This is a genomic window from Fredinandcohnia quinoae (assembly GCF_022427965.1).
GTDB lineage: Bacteria > Bacillota > Bacilli > Bacillales > Bacillaceae_L > Ferdinandcohnia > Ferdinandcohnia quinoae.
Genome location: NZ_JAKTTI010000001.1, coordinates 170332 through 193862, shown reverse-complemented (window position 1 = coordinate 193862; position 23531 = coordinate 170332). Strand labels below are relative to the sequence as shown.

Genomic DNA, 23531 nt, shown 5'->3' with positions numbered 1-23531 from the left:
TTAAGGATTACCCTAAAGGCTTCTTTTTTCTATAAAACGATAATATCTTTTAAGTAGGGATACAAAAGTAGTGCATATAATAAATCTACAGATATGCGGTATATATATAGAATTTAACTCTAGACAGATAATAGTAATCTAGCGTATTATGATTATTTGATGTGAAGCAAGTAAGGATATTCTTTGAGAGGGAATGGTAAAAATCATGATGCAATTACAAAAGTTATTAGCACATTTACATGATTTTACAGCTACTGGTACTGATAATCCATTGATAACATCTCTTGAAATGGACTCTAGGGAAGTAAAAAAAGGGAGTTTGTTTTTTTGCGTGACAGGGCACTCGGTGGATGGTCATTTATTTGCTAAGCAGGCGGAGGAATTGGGGGCAGCAGCCCTAATAGCTGAGAAATACGTTGATGTTTCCATACCAGTAATCATTGTAAAGGACTCAAAACGTTCGATGGCACAGCTTGCAGATATATTTTATAACCAACCAACACACCAGCTACACTTAATTGGGGTTACAGGTACGAATGGAAAAACTTCTATTTCACACATTATTGAACAAATTTTTCAAGCCGCAGGAAGAAGGATTGGATTAATTGGAACAATGTACTCCAAGATTGGCAAGAAAAAAATAGAAATGAAAAATACAACACCAGAATCACTGACACTTCAGAAGATTTTTCATCAGATGGTACAAGAAAAGGCAGATTCTGCGGTAATGGAAGTTTCTTCACACGCAATAGATCTCGGACGTATACACGGATGTGATTTCAACATTGCGGTTTTCTCGAATTTGACACAGGACCACTTAGATTATCATCACTCAATGGATGAATATCGACGTGTGAAAGGTTTATTATTTTCCGGATTAGGGAATCGTTTTGAAATCGATAATCCAAAATTTGCTGTATTAAATTCAGATGATGAGGCAACTCTTGAGTATAAAAAGTCAACTTCCGCAACAGTTATCACGTATGGAATAAATCATGAAAGTGATATTATGGCGAAAAATATTGTGATGACATCTACTGGAACAAGTTTTGAATTGATTACACCCGTTGGTCGTCATTCACTAACGATGAAGCTTATTGGTATGTTTAGTGTCTACAATGTTCTAGCGGCTGTTTCTGCCTCGTTACTCTCATCCATACCTCTAGCTATCATATGTAAGTCAATCGAATCAATAAAAGGTATAGCTGGACGCTTTGAGGTGGTTAATGCCGGGCAAAATTATACGGTAATTGTGGATTATGCACATACACCTGATAGTTTAGAAAATGTGCTGAAAACAGTTAAACAGTTTTCTATAGGTAAAATTATCGTCGTAGTAGGTTGTGGTGGTGACCGTGATCGGACTAAACGACCAATAATGGCTCAAATTGCTGCAAAATATGCAGATATGCCCATATTCACCTCTGACAACCCAAGGTCTGAAAATCCACTGCATATATTAAAAGATATGGAAGCTGGTGTTAATGGCGAAAAATATGTGACCATCATAGATAGGGAAAAGGCAATAAAATATGCGATTACAAATGCAAATAAAGGTGATACAATCGTTATTGCGGGTAAAGGACATGAGACATATCAAATTATCGGAAGTAACACCTTTGAATTTGATGACCGCCTTGTTGCAACTCAAGCAATAAAGGAGATGAAATAAGTTGTTGTATTATAAAGATTTAATTAAAATAAGTAATGAGGCACGTGGTGTAAAGGATGATTTTATTGCCTTTGAACAAATTTACTTTAATCCATCAGAGAAGGTGAATAAAGGGTTATTTGTATTAGTTAGTCGTAATGAATATAATGAAAATGAAATGAAGGAAGCTTTATATAATGGTGCGATAGCTGCATTGTGGCCGCAGAATAAAGAATTGCCTAGATTTCTTCCTAACCATTTTCCGGTATTTATCGTCGAAAACACATTAGCTGCACTTAAACTTGTACTTAAAGATTATCTAAAAAAGAGGAAAGAAAATAGGTATGATAAAATGACGAAATTTATGCTATTTGACCAAGATAAACATAATGATGCTTTTTCAACATATGATAAATCTGTAATAGAGGATATTGATCAAATGCTCCAGGTATTAAATGCTGTAGATGAAAGTGAAGGGAGGGGATAAAAATGATTGAAGAAGTGATTCTTTATGCAATTATTATCGGTTTTGTTATAAGTGTAGTGATTTCTCCCTTTTTTATTCCCTTCTTGCGTAGATTGAAATTTGGACAAAGTATTCGTGAAGAAGGTCCCCAATCACATCTGAAGAAAAAAGGTACACCTACAATGGGTGGGTTAATCATCTTACTTTCAATTGTAATTACTACACTTGTAATAACCGGAAAGTTTTCTGAGATAACAATTACAACTTTTTTATTATTATTTGTTACTTTGGGATATGGTGTATTAGGATTTTTAGATGACTTTATAAAAGTAGTATTAAAAAGGAATCTTGGGTTGACATCGAAACAAAAGTTTTTTGGACAAATTGTAATTGCAGTTATCTTTTATTTTATTTTCAAACAAAATAATGTTTCTACTGCTATTAGTATTCCTGGTTTAGATCTTGAAATTAATCTAGGAATCTTTTATGTTGTGTTTCTTGTCTTTTGGCTTGTTGGTTTTTCAAATGCTGTTAATTTAACGGATGGTTTGGATGGTTTATTGTCTGGGACTGCGGCAATTGCATTTGGAGCATTTGCGGTATTGGCGTGGTATCAAGGTCAATATGATGTTGCCATTTTCTCGGTTGCGGTAGTAGGAGCTGTATTAGGGTTCCTTGTTTTCAACGCCCATCCAGCGAAGGTCTTCATGGGTGATACTGGTTCATTAGCATTAGGAGGTGCAATTGCAACTGTAGCAATTGCTTTAAAGCTTGAATTACTACTTATACTTGTTGGTGGTGTATTTGTTGTTGAAACACTTTCAGTTATTATTCAGGTTATCTCATTTAAAACGACAGGTAAGCGAGTATTTCGAATGAGTCCACTGCACCATCACTATGAGCTTGTAGGATGGTCTGAGTGGCGTGTTGTTGTTACATTTTGGACGGTAGGTTTATTATGTTCAATTCTTGCAATTTATATCGAGGTGTGGATTTAATTGAAAAACGTAGAAAAATTTAGAAACAAGAGAATATTAATTCTTGGACTTGCCAAAAGTGGTTTGGCAGCTGCAAAGGTATTACAAAGTATCGGTGCAACGGTTATTGTTAACGATAATAAACCCTTTGAGGAAAATGAGGCTGCAAAAGAACTTGAAAAAATCGGAATTGAAGTCATATGTGGAGGTCATCCAATTGAAATTTTGGATGATCATTTTGACTTTATTATTAAAAACCCAGGTATACCTTATAGTAATCCAATAATAGTTAAAGCAATTGAAAAAGGGATTACAGTATTAACTGAAATTGAGTTGGCCTATCACATTTCACAAGCAGAGTTCATAGGAATTACTGGTTCTAATGGGAAGACAACAACTACTACATTAATTTTTGAAATGCTAAAGCAAGGGGATAAAAAGCCATTAATTGCAGGTAATATTGGAACTGTTGCGTGTGAAGTAGCACAAAATGCAATAGAGGAAAATATTATAGTTACAGAACTTTCGTCTTTTCAATTAATGGGAATAGAAGAATTTAGTCCTAAAATTGCTGTCTTACTTAATATTTTTGATGCACATTTGGATTATCATGGTACAAAGCAGAATTATATTGCAGCAAAGTCAAAAATATTCGAAAACCAGACAAAAGATGACTATTGTGTTTATAATTTGGATGATCAAAATGTAGTTGCAGCAGCTGAAATAAGTAAGGCTAGAAAAGTAGCTTTTTCCACAAAACAGATTTTGAATAATGGTACATATATTAAAGATCAGACAATCTATTTTGATTTGGAAAAAATTATAAATATAAGTGAAATCGCACTTCCAGGGAAACATAATTTGGAGAATATCTTAGCAGCAGTATCAGTTGCAAAGCTTTTTGATGTTCCAAATAAAGCAATTATTCGTGTTTTAACTAAATTTACTGGAGTGAAGCATCGTACGCAATATGTGGAAACGATTCAAGGTCGAAAATTCTATAATGATTCAAAAGCGACAAATATTCTTGCAACAAAAGCAGCAATATCTGCATTTGATAATCCAATCATTTTGTTGGCTGGCGGTTTGGATCGGGGAAATGAATTTGACGAACTAATTGAAGAACTGAAATGTGTGAAAGCACTAGTAGTATTTGGGCAAACAGCGAAAAAACTTGAACGTGCAGGAAAAGCTGCTGGAATAGAAATGATTAATCATGTCGATAATGTTGAAGCGGCTGTCAGAGAAGCTTTCGACTTATCTAATGAGGGTGATATTATATTATTGTCCCCTGCGTGTGCTAGTTGGGACCAGCATAAAACATTTGAAGAAAGAGGAGACATTTTTATCGACGCCGTGCATAAGCTTAAGTAAGGGCTTGTACAATCTAGTATTGCTCTTAATCTAGATACGTTGAGGTGACTCTCTTTGACTCAAAAGTCTACTCCAGATATTATTTTAATCATTACAACGCTAACACTTTTGGCCGTTGGGTTAATTATGGTTTATAGTGCAAGTGCGATATGGGCTACATATAAGTTTGATGACTCATTCTTTTTTGCAAAGCGCCAGCTTTTATTTGCTGGGGTGGGTGTGTTAGCGATGTTTTTTATTATGAATATTGATTACTGGACTTGGAGAACGTGGGCGAAGGTTATCGTTATTATTTGCTTTGTATTATTGGTGTTGGTGTTAATACCTGGAATTGGAATGGAACGAAATGGATCACAAAGTTGGATTGGGGTTGGTGCATTTTCGATTCAGCCATCGGAGTTTATGAAACTTGCTATGATTGCCTTTTTAGCTAAATTTCTTTCTGAGAACCAGAAAAAGATTACTTCATTTAAAAATGGATTAATGCCTTCACTCGCATTAGTATTTCTTGCTTTTGGAATGATTATGCTTCAACCAGATTTGGGAACAGGTACGGTTATGGTTGGAACATGTGTAGTTATGATCTTTGTTGCTGGAGCTAGGGTATCTCATTTTGTCTTTTTGGGACTTCTTGGTGTCGTTGGTTTTGTAGGGTTAATTTTGTCAGCACCTTATCGAATAAAACGAATCACTTCATTCTTAAACCCTTGGGAAGATCCCTTAGAAACCGGATTTCAGATCATCCAATCACTTTATGCAATTGGGCCAGGTGGCTTATTTGGGCTAGGTCTTGGGCAGAGTAGGCAAAAGTTTTTTTACCTACCAGAACCACAGACAGATTTTATCTTTGCCATATTAGCAGAAGAATTAGGGTTTATTGGGGGATCCTTTGTAATTATATTGTTTAGCATTCTCCTGTGGCGTGGAGTCAGAATAGCCTTAGGTGCACCAGATTTATTTGGTAGCTTTTTAGGGATTGGTGTCATCGGGATGATTGCAATCCAAGTAATTATTAATATTGGGGTAGTAACAGGTTTAATGCCAGTTACAGGGATTACTTTACCATTTTTAAGCTATGGAGGTTCTTCTCTCACCTTAATGTTAATGGCTGTTGGAGTCCTTTTGAATATAAGCAGATATGCACGATATTAACCCAAAAATCTGACCAGTCATGATATAATATATGTTAAAATAAACCCTGTTTATAAACAGGGTTTATCATATTTTTAAGAGTGAATGCAGACTAAAATTAATTGAAAGAAAAATGGAGGGATTTCCCTTGAGAATAGTTGTAAGTGGCGGTGGAACAGGGGGGCATATTTATCCTGCTCTTGCTTTAATAAATGAAATTAAAAAAATAAATCCATCAGCAGAATTTTTATATATAGGAACAGATAATGGCTTAGAAAGCGGGATCGTTAAAAGAGAGAATATTCCTTTTAAAGCAATTGAAATTACGGGTTTCAAAAGAAAAATATCAATCGATAATATTAAAACAATTATTAAATTCCTTAAGGGAGTTAAAGATAGTAAAAAATATATAAAAGAGTTTAACCCTAATGTTGTAATTGGTACAGGTGGATATGTGTGTGGTCCTGTTGTATATGCTGCATCAAGATTACATATTCCGACGATTATTCACGAGCAAAATAGTGTTCCAGGTATTACTAATAAATTTTTAAGTCGTTTCGTCGATAAGATTGCCATCTGTTTTGAGGAAGCAGAGAGATTTTTTCCATACGAAAAAACAGTTCTAACTGGTAACCCTCGAGCGTCTGAGGTTATGGGGAAAGTTGGAGTAAAGGGTATGGTGAATACAGACCTTAATCTTAGCCAAAAGACAGTCTTAATTGTCGGGGGAAGCAGAGGAGCAAAACCAATCAATGATGCATTCATTGAAGTTTTGGATGAGGCGGTAAAAAGAGATTATCAGTTTCTCTATGTAACGGGAGAAATTCATTATGCCGCTGTTTTAGAAAAGGTTAAATCAGTAGGGAATCCTAAAAATGTAATTATTAAACCATTTATACATAATATGCCTGAAGTACTATCTGGGGTAGATTTAATCGTAGCAAGAGCTGGAGCGACAACATTAGCTGAAGTAACAGCTTTAGGGCTGCCTAGTATATTAATTCCCAGCCCATATGTAACGAATAACCATCAGGAGAAAAATGCAAGGTCATTAAGTGATAAAGGTGCTGCACTTATACGCTTAGAGAATGAATTAACTGGAAGACTTTTATTAAATGATATTGATTCCATATTACAAAATCAACAAAAGCTCAAAATGATGAAAGAGGCTTCTAAACAAATTGGCATTCCTGATGCGGCAAGAAGACTTTACAATGTTGTAATGGAACTAACTTAACGTTTGTGCCAAGATATTTTACAAGAGCATACAATGTGTTAACAAATAGGCATGAGGAGGTAAAGTCATGGATTTGATTATCAGAGATCTTCAAGACTCGATCAATGGCAAGGTTTCTACTAATGAACCTTTAGCAAAACATACTACAATAAAAATTGGTGGTCCTGCTGATATTTTCATAGAGCCTAAAGATATTGAAAGTATTAAGAGGGCAATTGATATTTTTAATAAGAACAAAATAAAATGGAGAGCGATTGGCAGGGGGTCAAATTTACTCGTTTCTGATAAAGGAATTGAAGGTGCTGTAATTAAGCTTGGTGCTGGACTTGACCATTTAGTAGTAGATGGTACAAATATTACAGTAGGTGCCGGATATTCGGTTGTTAAACTTGCGATGGTAATAAGTAAAAAGGGACTATCAGGCTTTGAGTTTTCAAGTGGTATTCCAGGATCCATCGGTGGAGCGGTATATATGAATGCCGGAGCTCATGGATCTGATATTTCAAAAATACTAAAGAGAGCCCATATATTGTTTGAAGATGGCACTTTCGAATGGCTTACTAATGATGAAATGGAGTTTTCTTATCGTACATCTGTACTACAGAATAAAAAGCCTGGGATCTGTATTGAAGCTGAGTTTGAACTTAATGCTGGTTCAAGGGATGAAATAGTTTCAGTGATGCAAAAAAATAAAGATTATCGACGAGAGACACAACCATGGAATCTTCCTTGTGCAGGAAGTATATTTCGTAATCCACTTCCAAACTATGCAGGGCAATTAATTGAAAAAACAGGGCTAAAAGGTTATTCAATTAGAGGAGCAAAAATCTCTGATATGCATGGTAATTTTATAGTAAATACGGGTGAAGCAAAAGCGCAGGATGTTCTGGATTTAATTAATTATGTAAAGGAAAAGATTGCTAATTTACATGGAATCGAAATGGAAACAGAGGTTGAAATTGTCGGTAGAAAGTAGTATACATTCTACACCCATTTCTTAGGAAAATATGATATAATACAATAACATGTTTTTAGTTATTGGAAATTAGTGAAACGGCATGTTTAGTGCCGTTTCATTAAATTAGATTGAGTTCTAGGTGGGAATCCTAGAGTGGGGTGAATGGATTGGGTAAACAGAAAGTAATCACAATTGAAGACCGTATTCCTAAGTTGAAACAGAGGAGAAAACAGAAAGCAAATCGCCGCTTAATTCTATATCTCTTCATATTCTTCTTGTTACTTGCTGGTATCTTATACTTTCAATCGCCACTTAGTAAGATAGGAACGATTTCTGTTAAAGGTAATGTATATATTTCAGATGATGAAATTATTGATTTTAGTGGACTCAAGATTGGGACAAGCTACTGGGGGGTCAACAAAGAGGAAACAATAGACCTTTTGAAAACACATAAAGAAATCAAATCAGTACATATGGATACAATATTACCAAACCATATTATCTTGAATATTAATGAATATAAACGTATTGCGTATATTTCTCGTGATGGTCATTTTTTGCCGGTCGTTGAAAATGGTAAAATAATTGAGTCAAATGAAGATTCTTCTGTATATCCGATGGATGCCCCAATCTTAGTGAAATGGGATGACAAAGGGATTAAACTTATCTCTGCAGAATTAAGTAAGGTTCCTGAAGAAATTTCGAACTTAATTTCTGAGATCCATTACACCCCAACGGATTACGATTCTCTACATATTACACTGTATATGAATAATGGATATGAAGTACGTGCATCTGTAAGAAATTTTGCGAAGAATATATTGACTTATCCTTCTATTATTAGTGAGTTAGACCCAACTCTTAAAGGATACATTGAACTTGATGTAGTACCAACCTTCAAACCTTATAAGATTGAGAGTACAACCGAAGAAAAGGAGTTGGTCACAGATGAAGGTGAAGGGTAAACATGTAATCCTATCATTCGTGTGCTTAGTCCTCGGTTTTATGATTTCATTTTCTTATCAATTTACGAAAGATCAGCTTTCGAATCACAAGGTAACTGATCAACAGTGGAAACAAGAAAATGTTATTCGTACCCAACTTAACGAACAAAATGAAAAAAATCTTGTTCTTCAACAGGAGCTAGTTGAAAAACAGGAAAAGATTCGGAAAATTGAAGAAGCACTTGCTAATGAGGAACAAGAACAGATTTATTATAATCTGGTAGAAGATGTAGAAAAATACCGAATGGTAACAGGTGAAATCAAGGTCAAGGGGCCAGGTACTACTGTTACATTGGAAGATGCTTCATATGTACCATCTGGACAAGATGTGAATAATTATCTTGTTCATGAGAATCATCTATTTAAAGTAATTAATGAATTGTACATTTCCGGTGCTCAAGCTGTTTCTGTTAATGGAAAACGGTTAAGTCATAGCTCATATATTTTCTGTAATGGACCAGTTGTAACAATTGACGGAAGCCCATATCCAGCCCCATTTGTAATTTCAGCGATTGGTGACCCTAATGTCCTCATTCCGGCTTTAAATATAAATGGTGGTATTGTTGATCAATTACTGCAGGATAATATTGTCGTCAAAGTTGAAAATAAAGCAGAGATCACGATGGAACCATTATTAGGTACAAATGAATAAGAAAAGCGGAAGTACCCGGAATAATATGTATTTATTTAGAAAGCAAGGTGGTTTTATTGGACAAAAAAACGGGCTTAAGCTTTATTATTATTTCTGTCGTTATAGGTTTTATGATTGCTGTCCAATTTAAAACTATCCAAGAGCCAGAAATTCGTGATACTAGGGACTTGTGGGAATTGCGAGAGGACTTAAAGCAATCTCAAGAATTATATTCTGATTTACTTTCCAAAATTTATACATATGAAGCAAAGCTTGAAAAGTACGAAAATGAACGCGATGATAGTAAGATGCTTGTTTTACAAGAAACCTTGGAAGAATTAAAGAAAGAAGCTGGATTAACGACAGTTACTGAGCCAGGCCTAATAATTAAAATCGAACAATCATTTAACGAAGCTGGTATACAAGCAGGAAGTATTTCCCCGAGTTTGTTAAAATGGTTTATTAATGAACTAAATTCATATCAAGCGAATGAAATCTCAATAGATGGCCATCGAGTAATTTCCACAACCGTTATAAGGGAGATTCAAGGAAGAGCTAAAATTGATTCTTATCCGATTCACTCGCTTCCAATTGAAATAAAAGTTACAGCAGATGATGCCGAAAGACTTTATAATAAGTTAAAAGCATCTGAGGCAGAGAGACAATTTTTTATTGATAATCTGAGGCTTGTAGTCTCGAAACCAAGTCAGGCAATTACCATTCCAGCTTATGATGATCCAATAAGGGTCAAGCATATGGAGCCAGATCAAAGTGAAAAAGAAGGTGGAAAGTAGTAATGTGGCTACCTATATTCGGTCTATTAGTTGGAATTATTCTCGGCCTCTTATCCGAATTTAAAATACCTGCTGAGTACTCAAATTATTTATCCATTGCTGTACTAGCAGCATTAGATACATTATTTGGTGGAATTCGTGCACATTTACAAAATATATATGATCAGGCAGTATTTGTTTCCGGTTTCTTTTTCAATATTCTTTTAGCTGCAAGTTTAGCTTTTCTAGGCGTTCATCTTGGTGTAGACTTATATCTAGTAGCTGTATTTGCATTTGGAGTGAGGCTATTCCAAAATATTGCGGTTATCAGAAGGATAATTATCTCCAAATGGAGCTTATCTCGTGATAAAATAGAAAAAAGTTAATAATAAATAAAGGGAAACTTCAATTTTTTGTTGAATATTTCCTTAAGAAAATAATTTTTGAAAAATAATAGTTGTTATTAAAAAAAGAGGTTATATTTGAAGAAGTGTTCTTTATTGTAAAAGGAGGTGCCACAGAATGAACAGCAATGAAATCTGTGTTAGTCTTGACATCGGTACATCCAGTGTTAAGGTGATTATCGGTGAAATGGTCGATGATTCTCTTAACATAATTGGTGTGGGTAATGTTAAATCAGAAGGCTTAAAAAAGGGTTCTATCGTTGATATAGATGAAACCGTTCATTCTATTAAAAAAGCAGTTGAACAAGCGGAGAGAATGGTAGGTATTCCTATTACTCAAGTTGTTGTAAGCGTACCTGCTATAAATGTTCAATTACAAGATGCACATGGAGTGATTGCTGTCTCAAGCGAGTCTCGCCAAAATCGAGAAATAAGTAATGATGATGTGCTACGAGTAATTGAAGCTGCTCAATTTATTTCTTTACCACCGGAGAGAGAAATAATTGATGTAGTTCCCAAACAGTTTATTGTAGATGGATATGATGAAATTAATGATCCCCGTGGAATGTTGGGTGTACGATTAGAAGTTGAAGGGACCATTATCACAACCTCTCGAACAATCCTACATAATTTATTACGTTGTGTGGAAAGAGCTGGGCTAGACATTGCAGCAATTTGTTTGCAGCCACTTGCAGCTGGATCTATTTCTCTATCAGAGGATGAAAAAAATCTAGGTGTTGCTCTTGTAGATATTGGTGGTGGATCTTCGACTATTGCTATATTTAAGGATGGATTCTTGCAGTCTAGTAGTGTTTTACCAATTGGTGGTGATCATATTACGAAAGATTTAGCCATTGGATTACGCACTTCTACAGAGGATGCAGAAAAAATTAAAATAAAACATGGACATGCTTTTTATGATGATGCGTCAGACGAAGAAATATTTAGTGTCCCTATTATTGGTAGTGATCAGCTAGAAGAATATACCCAAGTTCAAATCTCTGAAATAATCGAGGCAAGATTTGAGGAAATTCTGCAGATGGTCCAAAATGAGATTAGAAAAATGGGTATTGGTGATCTTCCAGGAGGATTTGTTTTAACTGGTGGAGTTGTGAATATGCCAGGGGTATTAGAACTTTCGCAGATTGTATTAAGAAGTAATGTAAGAATTGCCAAACCAGATTATATTGGGGTAAGAGAACCACAATTTTCAACAGGTGTTGGCCTATTGCAATTTGCATATGAACATGCAAAGATTCAGGGACGAAAAATTAGCTCTACTGTATCTATCGATAGCGGTGAAAAAAAGGCTGCTCGTCAACCTCAAGTTAAAAATCACCCTAAAGCTACTAAAGATGATCAAAATATTGGGAAAAAAGTAAAAAAGTTCTTCGGTCTTTTCTTCGAATAGAAAGGTACGAGAGAAGTATATTTGCAAATTAGGAGGATCTTATCATGTTAGAGTTTGATACTAATGTTGATCAATTAGCTACTATAAAAGTAATCGGTGTAGGTGGAGGGGGCAATAACGCTGTTAATCGCATGATTGAACATGGAGTTCAAGGTGTAGAGTTTTTAGCAGTTAATACTGATGCCCAGGCGTTGAACTTATCTAAGGCAGAAATAAAAATGCAAATTGGTGGTAAGTTGACACGTGGATTAGGTGCGGGTGCAAATCCTGAAGTAGGTAAAAAAGCTGCTGAAGAAAGCCGGGAACAAATTGAAGAAGCTCTTAAAGGGGCAGATATGGTATTTGTTACCGCTGGTATGGGAGGCGGAACCGGAACAGGTGCAGCACCAGTCATTGCACAAATTGCTAGAGATTTGGGTGCTCTTACTGTAGGGGTTGTAACAAGACCGTTTACGTTTGAAGGAAAAAAACGTGCAACGCAAGCTGCTGGCGGAATTGCAGCAATGAAAGCTGCTGTGGATACTTTAATTGTTATTCCTAACGACAGACTTCTTGAAATTGTTGATAAAAATACCCCAATGCTAGAAGCGTTCCGAGAAGCTGATAACGTTCTACGACAAGGTGTACAAGGTATATCAGATTTAATTGCAGTACCTGGATTAATAAACCTTGATTTTGCTGATGTTAAAACAATTATGTCTAATCAAGGATCTGCACTAATGGGTATTGGGATTGCAACAGGAGAAAATCGTGCTGCAGAGGCTGCTAAAAAAGCAATATCTAGTCCGTTGCTTGAAACATCAATTGACGGTGCACAAGGTGTGCTTATGAATATTACAGGTGGAACAAACTTAAGCCTTTATGAAGTTCAGGAAGCTGCTGATATAGTTGCATCTGCTTCAGATCAAGAAGTAAATATGATTTTTGGATCCGTAATTAATGAGAACTTAAAAGAGGAAATTGTTGTAACTGTTATCGCAACTGGATTTGTAGAAGCGGAGATTGATTCAAATCGTCCTTCCCGCCCTTCGTTTAATGCAGCAAAACCAAATGCTGTAAAACGAGAAGTGCGACGTGAAGAAGTTGTTCAGGAAGTAACATCACGTCAAAATAATCAAAATGATGAAACACTCGATATCCCAACGTTTTTACGCAACCGAAATAGAAGAGGATAAATAATAAGTAAAAGGCATCCGACGAAAAAAAGGTCGAATGCCTTTTATTTATTATCCCTTTCATACTTTTTACCCTTCCTAGTAATAAACCTCAATATTACTTGACAAAAACCGAAGTAATCTCTCAAAATTTCCGTTCGACAATCGGCATGAAGTGACAGACTTCCATATAAGATGTACTATATACTATTTTTTAATACGATTTTATGAAAGGAGAAAACGTTTGTATATTTATTTAGATGTAATTTGGTTGTTGAATTTTTGTTTCGACGCCTTATTATTGCTATTAACCGCTATCATTCTTAAGCGAAAGGTAAATAAATGGAGAATTTTAGTAAGCTCATTTATAGGTTCACTTCTTGTGCTCTTAATGGTGTCTCCTTTTGCAGAATATAGCTCACATCCTTTCGTGAAATTTCTCTTTTCATTAGCGATAATAGGAGTTGCATTTGGATATAAACGATTTCGCTTTTTTATTCAAGGTCTTTTAACCTTTTATTTCACTACATTTATGTTAGGAGGTGGAATGATAGGAGTACATTATTTTTTTGAATTTGAAATGGCATTTTTAGATGGAACCCTTGTGACGAATTCATCTAGTTTTGGTAATCCGATCAGCTGGGGTTTTGTAATGATTGGTTTTCCAATTGTTTGGTATTTCTCGAAAAATAGATTGAATGATATTGAGACCAAGAAAATTTTTTATGATCAAATCGTAAAAGTAATGATCGAAATTGAGGATGTGACTTTGAATGTGAAGGGGCTAGTTGATAACGGAAACCAATTATTAGATCCAATTACGAGAAGTCCAGTTATGATACTAGATGTAAATAAATATGAAAATTTTTTCCCGAAAATGGTTATTGAACAATCGAAGAATATAGAATTAATAACTGATAATTTAAGTGATACAACACATAATTGGGAAAATCGACTTCGATTAATTCCTTATCGGGGAGTTGGACAAGAACATCAATTTTTATTAGCTATAAAGCCTGATCGAATCACTATTTATCAGGAAAGAGAAACTGTTGAAGTGAAAAAAGCACTACTTGCTCTAAACCATACAATACTATCAACAGATGATGAATATGATTGCATTATTCATCCAAACATGATTATCTCTTCTTCAGCCAAACCTGCATCTTAGTACACACTGTAGGGATAATTCTATTTTGAATTAATTGAACTTATTATTATCATACTCACAAATTATTAAAATAGAAGGGAGAACTAATTGTGGCAAAATTAAAATTAAAACTTACATATTTATGGTACAAATTGCTGTTAAAGCTAGGGTTAAAGACAGATGAAATATATTATATTGGAGGAAGCGAAGCATTACCTCCACCACTATCAAAAGATGAAGAAGAAGTCTTATTATGCAAATTACCTAGTGGGGATAAAGCAGCTAGGTCAATCCTGATTGAACGAAATTTACGATTAGTTGTTTATATCGCGAGAAAGTTTGAAAATACAGGAATAAATATTGAGGATTTAATAAGTATTGGTACAATCGGACTAATAAAAGCGGTTAATACATTTAATCCTGAGAAAAAAATTAAATTAGCTACATATGCGTCTCGTTGTATAGAAAATGAAATATTAATGTACTTACGTAGAAATAATAAAATCAGATCTGAGGTTTCATTTGATGAACCCTTAAACATCGATTGGGATGGCAATGAGTTATTATTATCGGATGTTTTAGGAACGGATGAAGATATTATTACAAAGGATTTAGAAGCTAATGTAGATCGGAAACTTTTAGTTAAGGCACTTCATCAGTTAAATGAACGTGAAAAACAAATCATGGAGCTTCGATTTGGATTAATTGGTGGCGAGGAGAAAACTCAAAAAGATGTAGCAGATATGCTAGGGATTTCACAGTCTTATATATCAAGATTGGAGAAACGAATAATAAAACGACTTCGGAAGGAATTTAATAAAATGGTCTAGCTTTAATTTTTCATATGCATATTTTTCCCTTCAAAGGAGATACTTAACTTTGTACAGCAACTCCTGTTAGGAGGGAAAGAATTGACTCGAAATAAGGTAGAAATTTGTGGAGTAGATACTTCAAAGCTTCCAGTACTTAAAAATGAAGAAATGCGTAAATTGTTTAGACAAATGCAAAGTGGAGAAGATTTGTCTGCACGTGAAAAGCTAGTCAATGGTAATTTACGACTAGTATTAAGTGTCATCCAACGATTTAATAACAGAGGCGAATTTGTTGATGATTTGTTTCAAGTTGGCTGTATTGGACTAATGAAATCTATTGACAATTTTGATCTTGGCCAAAATGTAAAATTCTCAACATATGCTGTACCGATGATTATCGGTGAGATCCGCCGTTATCTCCGTGATAACAACCCAATTAGGGTATCTCGTTCACTTCGTGATATTGCCTATAAAGCATTACAGGTAAGAGAACGACTGATGAGTGAAACTTCAAGGGAACCGACAGCAGAAGAAATATCAAAAGTACTAGAGGTACCTCATGAAGAGATAGTCTTCGCCTTGGATGCAATTCAGGATCCCGTATCATTGTTCGAACCTATCTATAATGATGGTGGAGATCCGATTTACGTATTGGATCAATTAAGTGATGAGAAAAACCGTGATCAACATTGGATTGAAGAGATTGCATTAAAAGAGGGGATGAGAAGACTTAATGACAGAGAGAAGCTTATCCTTCGAAAACGATTTTTTCAAGGGAAAACTCAAATGGAAGTCGCGGAGGAAATTGGTATCTCACAAGCCCAAGTATCACGACTTGAAAAAGCAGCAATTAAGCAAATGAATAAGAACATACAAAATTAAACTAATAATGTGCAAGCACCTTGATGTAATGAAGACATTCGTATAAATACGAATGTCTTTTATTATTACATTTATTTCATATATGTATTAACACGTATCATATAGTAGTATAAAGGGCTTTTTCGGGGGTGTTTTGAAGCGTATGGTGAAAATCTCAGATTTCCAAACAAAGGATGTTGTAAGTGTTAACGATGGAAAAAGACTTGGACATATTGGGGATATTGATATAAATTTATCAAGTGGTAAAATTGAGTCTATTATTATTTCAGGCCAGGGAAAGATATTGGGCCTATTTGGCAGGGAAGAGGAAGTCGTAGTTCCTTGGAGAAGCATTGTAAAAGTAGGTACAGATGTGATATTGGTAAGAATGCAGCAATCAATAGAATAAGTTCTGCGGCTAATTTTGACATTTTTCTAACATATTCTCCTTTCTTTTGCGATTCTGTGATAGAATAAGCAAAAGAAGGGATTTATTTTATTAAAGAGGGTTGTTAATATGCATAATGAACCTTTCATTTTACTAAACAAACAGTTTCTATCCTACAATGGATGGAACGATTTTTCTACGAAAATAGTTACTGGTTTTACAACTAAAAATGGTGGGAATAGTATTGATGGATATGAGACATTTAACCTTGGATTACATGTAAATGATGATCCTAATAAGGTTTCTTCTAACCGATTAAAACTTTCTAGCTTACTTGAATTCCCAACATCTAGATGGGCTTGTACAGAACAGACACATGAAAATAATATTATTAAAATTTCGAGTGAACATTGCGGTTTAGGTGCATTTAATTATAATGAAAGTATCAAGGGAACAGATGGACTTTATACGAATGATTCGAATGTTTTATTAACACTTTGCTTTGCGGATTGTGTTCCACTTTATTTTTTCTCACCTTCCCATCATTATGTTGGAATTGCACATGCTGGTTGGAAAGGATCTGTTAAGGATATTGCTGGAGAAATGGTTCGTAAATGGAATGATGAAGGTATAGATTCAAAAGACATTTATACATTAATTGGGCCATCGATCGGTTCTTGTTGCTATGTCGTTGATGACTTTGTGATTGATTATGTTAAAGGGCTTGATATCAATGAAGGACTCGAATCCCCAATTTATAAAGCAATTAATCATGGAGAATATCGTTTGGATTTAAAAAGACTAAATGAACAGCTTCTTCATAAAGCTGGTATTCCATATAAGAATATTCGTAGTACCTCATATTGTACAAGTTGTGAAGAAGGTTTGTTTTTTTCTCATCGGCGCGATAAAGGAAATACTGGGAGAATGATGAGTTTTATCGGGCTCAAAGAGGAGGATTCATACATATGACAGTGAGACAAAATCTAGAAGAGATTAATAAAAGAATTTCTGAGGTCTGTGTTCGATCTGGAAGGATTGTAGAAAATATATCGATCATTGCGGTTACTAAATATGTGAGTATTGAGCGAACGAAGGAAGCGATCGAAGTAGGTATCACTAATATTGGTGAAAATCGAGATGAAGGATTTTTAAAAAAATGGGAAGAAATCGGTTCCTCTCCAAAATGGCATTTTATTGGTTCATTACAATCTCGTAAGGTAAAGAATATTATTGATAAAGTGGATTTTATTCATTCACTAGATCGAGTTTCATTAGCAGAGGAAATTGATAAGCGGGCTACAAAAAAAATAAAATGTTTTATACAGGTAAATGCATCTGGTGAGCAATCAAAGCATGGAATAGAGCCAGAACAGCTTTTTGAATTCATTGAACAGATGAAGAATTTCTCATCTATTGAGATTGTTGGCTTAATGACTATGGCGCCATTTACCGAGGATGAAAATGTGATAAGAGAATGCTTTAGGAAACTAAAACAACTTCGCGATGATATACATTCACATGGATTTCCACATGCTCCATGTACTGAGCTTTCGATGGGAATGTCAAATGACTTTGAAATTGCTATTGAAGAGGGAGCTACATTTATAAGATTAGGAACCTCATTGGTAGGAAATGAAAGATAGGGAGAGGTGTTAAAAATGGGTTTAAAGTCAAAATTCAAAAGTTTTTTTGCATTAGAGGATGAATATGAATATGATGAAGAGGAATATATTGAAGAAGAGGAAATAGAGCCTACGAGAGCATCGAGATCTGCAAATAAGCAAAACGTTGTTAGTTTACAAAGTGTTCAAAAATCTTCAAAGGTTATTTTATTTGAGCCTAGAGTGTATGCGGAAGCACAGGAAATTGCTGACCATTTAAAAAATAGACGAGCTGTTGTTGTGAATCTTCAACGAATTCAGCATGACCAGGCGAAACGAATTGTCGATTTCCTAAGTGGAACTGTGTACGCAATAGGTGGAGATATTCAACGAATCGGTGCAAATATCTTTTTATGTACACCTGATAATATTGATGTATCCGGCAATATTTCAGAGATTGTTTCAAATGATGATTTCTCCGATAAGGGGTGGTAATAGGAAATGGATTTTATATTTGTACTTTTAGGAAATATACTGGTTTATTATTCTTACGCATTAATTATATACATTTTAATGTCATGGTTTCCAAATGCTCGAGAAACGGGAATTGGACAATTTTTGGCACGTATTTGTGAGCCTTATTTAGAGCCATTCCGTAAGATCATTCCACCACTAGGAATGATTGATATTTCTCCAATTGTTGCTATATTGGTTCTTAATTTTGCTGGCCAAGGTGTCAATGCATTAAGATTAATGTTTTAATACTTGTTTACATTAGGGGAGCTTTTTTAACTGCTAGTTCCCTTTTCTTTGTTATTTCTAAACATGAGGTATGCAATTATGAATTTATATCAACATTTTCGCAAGGAAGAGCATGCTTTTATTGACCAAGTACTAGAGTGGAAAGATGTAGTTGACATACAATATCGGCCGAAATTAACTGACTTTCTTGATCCGCGTGAGCAGGAAATTGTAAAACAGGTAATTGGTCATAATGGTGACGTTCTTGTAGATTTTTTAGGTGGAAACCCAACCGCAGAAAGAAAACGTGCACTTTTATTTCCTCAATACTATCAACCTACTGATGATGATTTTATGCTGACATATTTAGAAATTCATTATCCTGTTAAATTCGTATCGATTGACCACCGTAAAGTATTAGGAACGTTAATGTCTCTTGGACTAAAACGTGGGAAATTCGGGGATATTCTTACAAATGAAGAGTTGATGCAATTTATTGCTGCAAATGAAATTGCGGATTATTTAATGTTAAATTTACAATCCATTGGAAAAGCAACAGTTTCGTTACGAAAGATTTCAAAGGAAGATTTAATAGAGGAAATAGAGGAGTGGACGGAGCAGGTAACAACTGTCTCTTCACTTCGATTAGATGTCGTTCTTGCAGCTATTTATAATTTATCTAGGCAAAAAGTACAAACAATTATCCAAAATGGACTAGTAAAAGTTAATTGGAAAATAACGGATCAATCATCTTTTGAATGTCGGGAAGATGATGTACTTTCTGTGCGAGGTTTTGGTAGAAGTAGAATACATATGATTGAAGGCAAGACCAAAAGGGATAAGTGGCGTATTAAAATTGGAAGACAAATTTAATTTCTATGATTTAAAGGATTTATAAATTTTTTGTCGAATATAAATGTATTCATGACTTATTAGCATGTTTTAAATTATTACTATACTTTAATTTATTTTATTTGGAGGTGGCACCCGTGCCTTTAACGCCATTAGATATTCATAATAAAGAATTTAATAAAGGATTTCGCGGATATGATGAGGACGAAGTAAATGAATTTCTTGATCAAGTAATTAAAGACTATGAAATTGTCATTCGTGAAAAAAAAGAACTTGAAACAAAGCTAGCTGAATTAAATGAAAAGTTGGGCCACTTCACTAACATTGAAGAAACATTAAATAAATCAATATTGATTGCCCAAGAAACAGCAGAGGAAGTAAAAAGAAATGCTTCAAAAGAGGCAAAGTTGATAATAAAAGAAGCAGAGAAGAATGCAGATCGAATTATTAATGATTCTTTGGCAAAATCATCGAAAGTAGCAATTGAGGTTGAAGAGCTTAAAAAGCAATCAAAAGTGTTTAGAACTCGATTTAAGATGTTAATTGAAGCGCAACTCGATATGTTAAGCAGTGATGATTGGGATCATTTAATGGAGTACAATATTGATCCAGTGCTTGCAAATAATGAAGAAAAATAATTATCTTTCTTGACTGATTGCTCTAATAAACATATAATTTTATAACAAAACATTAATAATATGAGATTAACGATGAAAGGGATAGTAATTCGTACAAGCTTATTGAAATTTTGGAAGCGAATCGAGGATGGTGAAAGCTCGATATAAGCGTAGGAATGAAGATCACCCTGGAGTACTGTGCTGAATATATACATGTAGGCATTTGCGGATCATTCACGTTACGAATGAGTAAAGTGGGCTAGGCGAAATGTTCTAGCTTATAAGGGTGGTACCACGGGAGACCTTCTCGTCCCTTTTAGGGATGAGAGGGTCTTTTTGTCTTTTTTTCAGGACATAATGAAAGTATAGTGAATTAGGAGGAAGTATAATGGATTACAAAGATACATTACTTATGCCAAAGACTGATTTCCCAATGCGAGGAAATCTTCCAAATCGAGAGCCACAAATCCAGGAAAATTGGGAGAAACAAGATATTTATCAAAAAGTACAAGAACGTACGAAAGAACGTCCATTATTTGTGTTACATGATGGACCACCGTATGCAAATGGTGATATTCATATGGGTCATGCCTTGAACAAAGTTTTAAAGGATTTTATCGTGCGCTATAAATCAATGAGCGGCTATTGTGCTCCATATGTACCAGGCTGGGATACACATGGTTTACCAATTGAGACAGCACTGACTAAAAATAAAAAAGTTAAGCGTAAAGAAATGAGTGTTGCTGATTTCCGTAAGCTTTGTGAAGAATATGCTTATCAACAAATTGATAATCAAAGAGAACAATTTAAACGCATAGGTGTACGAGGAGATTGGGATAACCCGTATATAACACTAAAACCTGAATATGAAGCACAGCAAATTAAAGTATTCGGTGAAATGGCTAAAAAAGGATATATATATAAAGGTCTAAAACCAGTATACTGGTCACCATCAAGTGAGTCTGCACTTGCTGAAGCAGAAATTGAATACCAAGATAAGCGTTCTGCATCAATCTATGTAGCATTTATAGTAAAGGATGGAAAAGATGTACTTGATGGTGATGAAAGAATCATTATCTGGACTACAACTCCATGGACGATTCCAGCAAATCTTGGAATTAGTGTTCATCCTGATCTTGAATATAGTGTTCTTGACGCTGATGGTGATAAATTTGTTGTTGCATCAGCATTAGTAGAAGCAGTTACCAAGGAAATTGGTTGGGAAAATGTTACGACGCTTAGAACAGTAAAAGGTCGTCAACTTGAAAATATTATTGCAACACATCCTTTATACGAAAGAGATTCCGTAGTTGTGCTTGGAGAACATGTAACAACAGATGCTGGAACCGGATGTGTTCACACTGCACCTGGTCACGGAGAAGATGACTTTATCGTCGGTCAAAAATATGGTCTTGGAGTACTTTGTCCTGTCGACGAGAAAGGCTATATGACTAGTGATGCCGAAGGATTTGAAGGATTATTTTATGATGAGGCCAACAAGCCAATTACAGAAAAATTATCTGAGGCAGGAGCTTTATTAAAGCTTTCATTTATTACACATTCATACCCACATGATTGGCGTACTAAGAAACCGACAATTTTTAGAGCAACAGCCCAATGGTTTGCTTCAATTAAGGATTTTAGAGGAGAATTAATGGAAGCTGTTAAAGAAACAAAATGGGTACCTGCATGGGGTGAAACGAGACTATTTAATATGGTTCGTGATCGTGGTGATTGGTGTATTTCACGTCAACGAGCATGGGGAGTGCCAATTCCTGTATTTTATGGTGAGAATGGTGAACCAATCATTACAGATGAAACGATTCAACATGTTTCAGACCTATTTAGAGAACATGGTTCAAACGTTTGGTTTGAACGTGATGCAAAGGATTTATTGCCTGAAGGTTTCACTCATGACTCGAGCCCGAATGGGGTCTTCACAAAAGAAACCGATATTATGGATGTATGGTTCGATTCGGGTTCTTCCCATCAAGCTGTTCTAGTTGAAAGGGATGACTTACAAAGACCTGCAGATCTTTATCTTGAAGGCTCTGATCAGTATCGAGGATGGTTTAATTCATCTCTATCTACAGCAGTAGCTGTTACCGGAAAAGCTCCATATAAAGGTGTACTAAGTCATGGATTTGCTCTTGATGGGGAAGGTAGAAAAATGAGTAAATCAATTGGTAATGTTGTTTTACCTTCGAAGGTAATGAATCAACTTGGTGCTGACATTTTACGTTTATGGGTAGCTTCAGTAGACTATCAAGCAGACGTAAGAGTGTCTGATAACATTTTAAAACAAGTTGCAGAGGTATATCGTAAAATTAGAAATACATTCAGATTCTTATTAGGAAACCTATCTGATTTCAACCCTGAAACTGATACAGTTGCATTAAATGAATTACGTGAAGTAGATCGTTATATGCTCGTAAAATTGAATAAATTAATTGATAAAGTGAAAACATCATATGATAATTATGAATTTGCTGTTGTTTATCATTCAGTTCATAACTTCTGCACAATTGAATTAAGTTCATTTTATCTTGATTTTGCAAAAGATATTCTATACATTGAAGCACCAAATCATAAGGACAGACGAGCAATCCAAACGGTCTTATATGAGACCTTATTAGCATTAACTAAGCTTGTTACACCAATTCTTCCACATACTGCTGATGAAGTATGGTCCCATATTGAATCAGTAAAAGAGGAAAGTGTTCAATTAGTAGATATGCCAGATTCTAAGGTAATTAATAATGCAGCAGCTATTGAAGAAAAATGGGATGCTTTTATGACTTTACGAGATGATGTTTTAAAAGCATTGGAAGTAGCTAGAAATGAAAAGGTAATTGGAAAATCATTATCAGCAAAAATTTTATTATATCCGAACAATAAAACAAAAGAGTTATTAAACTCAGTAGAAGAAAATATCCAACAATTATTTATTGTTTCAGGATTTTCGGTTGAAGGAACATTTGAAGATGCACCGGATACGGCACAGTCCTTTGAAAATGTAAAAATTGTAGTTAACCCTGCTGATGGTGAAACTTGTGAACGCTGTTGGGTTGTATCAACAACAATTGGAGAAAATCCAGACCACCCATCATTATGTGGCCGTTGTGCTTCAGTGGTTGATTCACATTATTCAGCTTAAAATAGTAAAAATGCCATGAGTTATTTCATGGCATTTTTTTTATGCTGTCATAAAACATTTATAAAAAACGAATTCTTTAATAAGTTGAATAGGAAAATCTTGTTGGCTTTAATGCATTCTTATTTTGGTAACACTATCTTTACTACCTTATAGGGGATGTTTGTTATGTATTTAATCA

At 34.8% G+C, this 23531-nt stretch carries 24 protein-coding genes and 1 other annotated feature; all 24 genes read left to right on the top strand.

The genetic code is table 11. The features are described 5' to 3' along the window. The first annotated feature begins 208 nt into the window (after positions 1-208). The 24 genes from MJG50_RS00955 (at position 209) to ileS (ending at position 23353) form a co-directional block, all read left to right on the top strand. Positions 209-1672, top strand: a complete 1464-nt coding sequence (locus MJG50_RS00955; protein WP_240252316.1) for a UDP-N-acetylmuramoyl-L-alanyl-D-glutamate--2,6-diaminopimelate ligase — start codon at positions 209-211, stop codon at positions 1670-1672. A gap of 1 nt (position 1673) precedes the next feature. After that, entirely contained in the window at positions 1674-2138 is a 465-nt protein-coding gene (locus tag MJG50_RS00950) for a hypothetical protein (RefSeq protein WP_240251958.1), read from the top strand. A gap of 2 nt (positions 2139-2140) precedes the next feature. Then, complete coding sequence (gene mraY, locus MJG50_RS00945) at positions 2141-3115, top strand: phospho-N-acetylmuramoyl-pentapeptide-transferase (RefSeq protein WP_240251956.1); 975 nt, start codon at positions 2141-2143, stop codon at positions 3113-3115. After that, a complete protein-coding gene (gene murD, locus MJG50_RS00940) occupies positions 3116-4468 on the top strand; it encodes a UDP-N-acetylmuramoyl-L-alanine--D-glutamate ligase (RefSeq protein WP_240251954.1) in 1353 nt (450 codons plus the stop codon). Positions 4469-4522: 54 nt separating this feature from the next. Further along, entirely contained in the window at positions 4523-5620 is a 1098-nt protein-coding gene (gene spoVE / locus MJG50_RS00935) for a stage V sporulation protein E (protein WP_240251952.1), read from the top strand. Positions 5621-5747: 127 nt separating this feature from the next. Continuing rightward, positions 5748-6836 (top strand): undecaprenyldiphospho-muramoylpentapeptide beta-N-acetylglucosaminyltransferase, encoded by a 1089-nt coding sequence (gene murG / locus MJG50_RS00930; RefSeq protein ID WP_240251950.1) that lies wholly within the window; start codon positions 5748-5750, stop codon positions 6834-6836. A 67-nt stretch (positions 6837-6903) separates the two neighbouring features. Next, entirely contained in the window at positions 6904-7812 is a 909-nt protein-coding gene (gene murB / locus MJG50_RS00925; RefSeq protein ID WP_240251948.1) for a UDP-N-acetylmuramate dehydrogenase, read from the top strand. A 149-nt stretch (positions 7813-7961) separates the two neighbouring features. Next, on the top strand, positions 7962-8759 hold the full coding sequence (locus MJG50_RS00920) for a cell division protein FtsQ/DivIB (protein ID WP_240251946.1): 798 nt from the start codon (positions 7962-7964) through the stop codon (positions 8757-8759). Further along, positions 8743-9450: a DUF881 domain-containing protein gene (locus MJG50_RS00915; protein ID WP_240251944.1), complete on the top strand. Its 708-nt coding sequence runs from the start codon at positions 8743-8745 to the stop codon at positions 9448-9450. The genes MJG50_RS00920 and MJG50_RS00915 overlap by 17 nt, the downstream gene beginning before the upstream one ends. 56 nt (positions 9451-9506) lie before the next feature. Continuing rightward, on the top strand, positions 9507-10223 hold the full coding sequence (locus MJG50_RS00910; protein WP_240251942.1) for a DUF881 domain-containing protein: 717 nt from the start codon (positions 9507-9509) through the stop codon (positions 10221-10223). A gap of 2 nt (positions 10224-10225) precedes the next feature. Beyond that, positions 10226-10588: a small basic family protein gene (locus MJG50_RS00905; RefSeq protein WP_240251940.1), complete on the top strand. Its 363-nt coding sequence runs from the start codon at positions 10226-10228 to the stop codon at positions 10586-10588. A 136-nt stretch (positions 10589-10724) separates the two neighbouring features. After that, positions 10725-12017 (top strand): cell division protein FtsA, encoded by a 1293-nt coding sequence (ftsA, locus tag MJG50_RS00900; protein ID WP_240251938.1) that lies wholly within the window; start codon positions 10725-10727, stop codon positions 12015-12017. A 44-nt stretch (positions 12018-12061) separates the two neighbouring features. Further along, positions 12062-13192: a cell division protein FtsZ gene (ftsZ, locus tag MJG50_RS00895; protein WP_240251936.1), complete on the top strand. Its 1131-nt coding sequence runs from the start codon at positions 12062-12064 to the stop codon at positions 13190-13192. A gap of 223 nt (positions 13193-13415) precedes the next feature. Further along, positions 13416-14342 carry a sigma-E processing peptidase SpoIIGA gene (gene spoIIGA / locus MJG50_RS00890; protein ID WP_240251934.1) on the top strand — a complete coding sequence of 309 codons (927 nt, stop codon included), beginning with the start codon at positions 13416-13418 and terminating at the stop codon, positions 14340-14342. Positions 14343-14431: 89 nt separating this feature from the next. Then, positions 14432-15151, top strand: coding sequence for an RNA polymerase sporulation sigma factor SigE (gene sigE / locus MJG50_RS00885; protein WP_240251932.1), 720 nt, complete (start codon positions 14432-14434; stop codon positions 15149-15151). A 39-nt stretch (positions 15152-15190) separates the two neighbouring features. Continuing rightward, positions 15191-16015, top strand: a complete 825-nt coding sequence (gene sigG / locus MJG50_RS00880) for an RNA polymerase sporulation sigma factor SigG (RefSeq protein WP_431307246.1) — start codon at positions 15191-15193, stop codon at positions 16013-16015. A 142-nt stretch (positions 16016-16157) separates the two neighbouring features. Next, entirely contained in the window at positions 16158-16403 is a 246-nt protein-coding gene (locus tag MJG50_RS00875) for a YlmC/YmxH family sporulation protein (protein WP_240251928.1), read from the top strand. Positions 16404-16511: 108 nt separating this feature from the next. Further along, positions 16512-17354, top strand: a complete 843-nt coding sequence (gene pgeF, locus MJG50_RS00870; RefSeq protein WP_240251926.1) for a peptidoglycan editing factor PgeF — start codon at positions 16512-16514, stop codon at positions 17352-17354. Next, entirely contained in the window at positions 17351-18028 is a 678-nt protein-coding gene (locus tag MJG50_RS00865; protein WP_240251924.1) for a YggS family pyridoxal phosphate-dependent enzyme, read from the top strand. The genes pgeF and MJG50_RS00865 overlap by 4 nt, the downstream gene beginning before the upstream one ends. A gap of 15 nt (positions 18029-18043) precedes the next feature. Continuing rightward, positions 18044-18481 carry a cell division protein SepF gene (locus MJG50_RS00860; protein WP_240251922.1) on the top strand — a complete coding sequence of 146 codons (438 nt, stop codon included), beginning with the start codon at positions 18044-18046 and terminating at the stop codon, positions 18479-18481. Between the two features lie 6 nt (positions 18482-18487). Next, on the top strand, positions 18488-18748 hold the full coding sequence (locus MJG50_RS00855) for a YggT family protein (RefSeq protein ID WP_240251920.1): 261 nt from the start codon (positions 18488-18490) through the stop codon (positions 18746-18748). Between the two features lie 78 nt (positions 18749-18826). After that, positions 18827-19600, top strand: a complete 774-nt coding sequence (locus tag MJG50_RS00850) for a YlmH family RNA-binding protein (RefSeq protein ID WP_240251918.1) — start codon at positions 18827-18829, stop codon at positions 19598-19600. 116 nt (positions 19601-19716) lie between these two features. After that, on the top strand, positions 19717-20217 hold the full coding sequence (locus tag MJG50_RS00845; RefSeq protein ID WP_240251916.1) for a DivIVA domain-containing protein: 501 nt from the start codon (positions 19717-19719) through the stop codon (positions 20215-20217). A 63-nt stretch (positions 20218-20280) separates the two neighbouring features. Beyond that, positions 20281-20514: a binding site (T-box leader), on the top strand. A gap of 70 nt (positions 20515-20584) precedes the next feature. Continuing rightward, entirely contained in the window at positions 20585-23353 is a 2769-nt protein-coding gene (gene ileS, locus MJG50_RS00840; RefSeq protein WP_240251913.1) for an isoleucine--tRNA ligase, read from the top strand. The last annotated feature ends 178 nt before the right edge of the window (positions 23354-23531 follow it).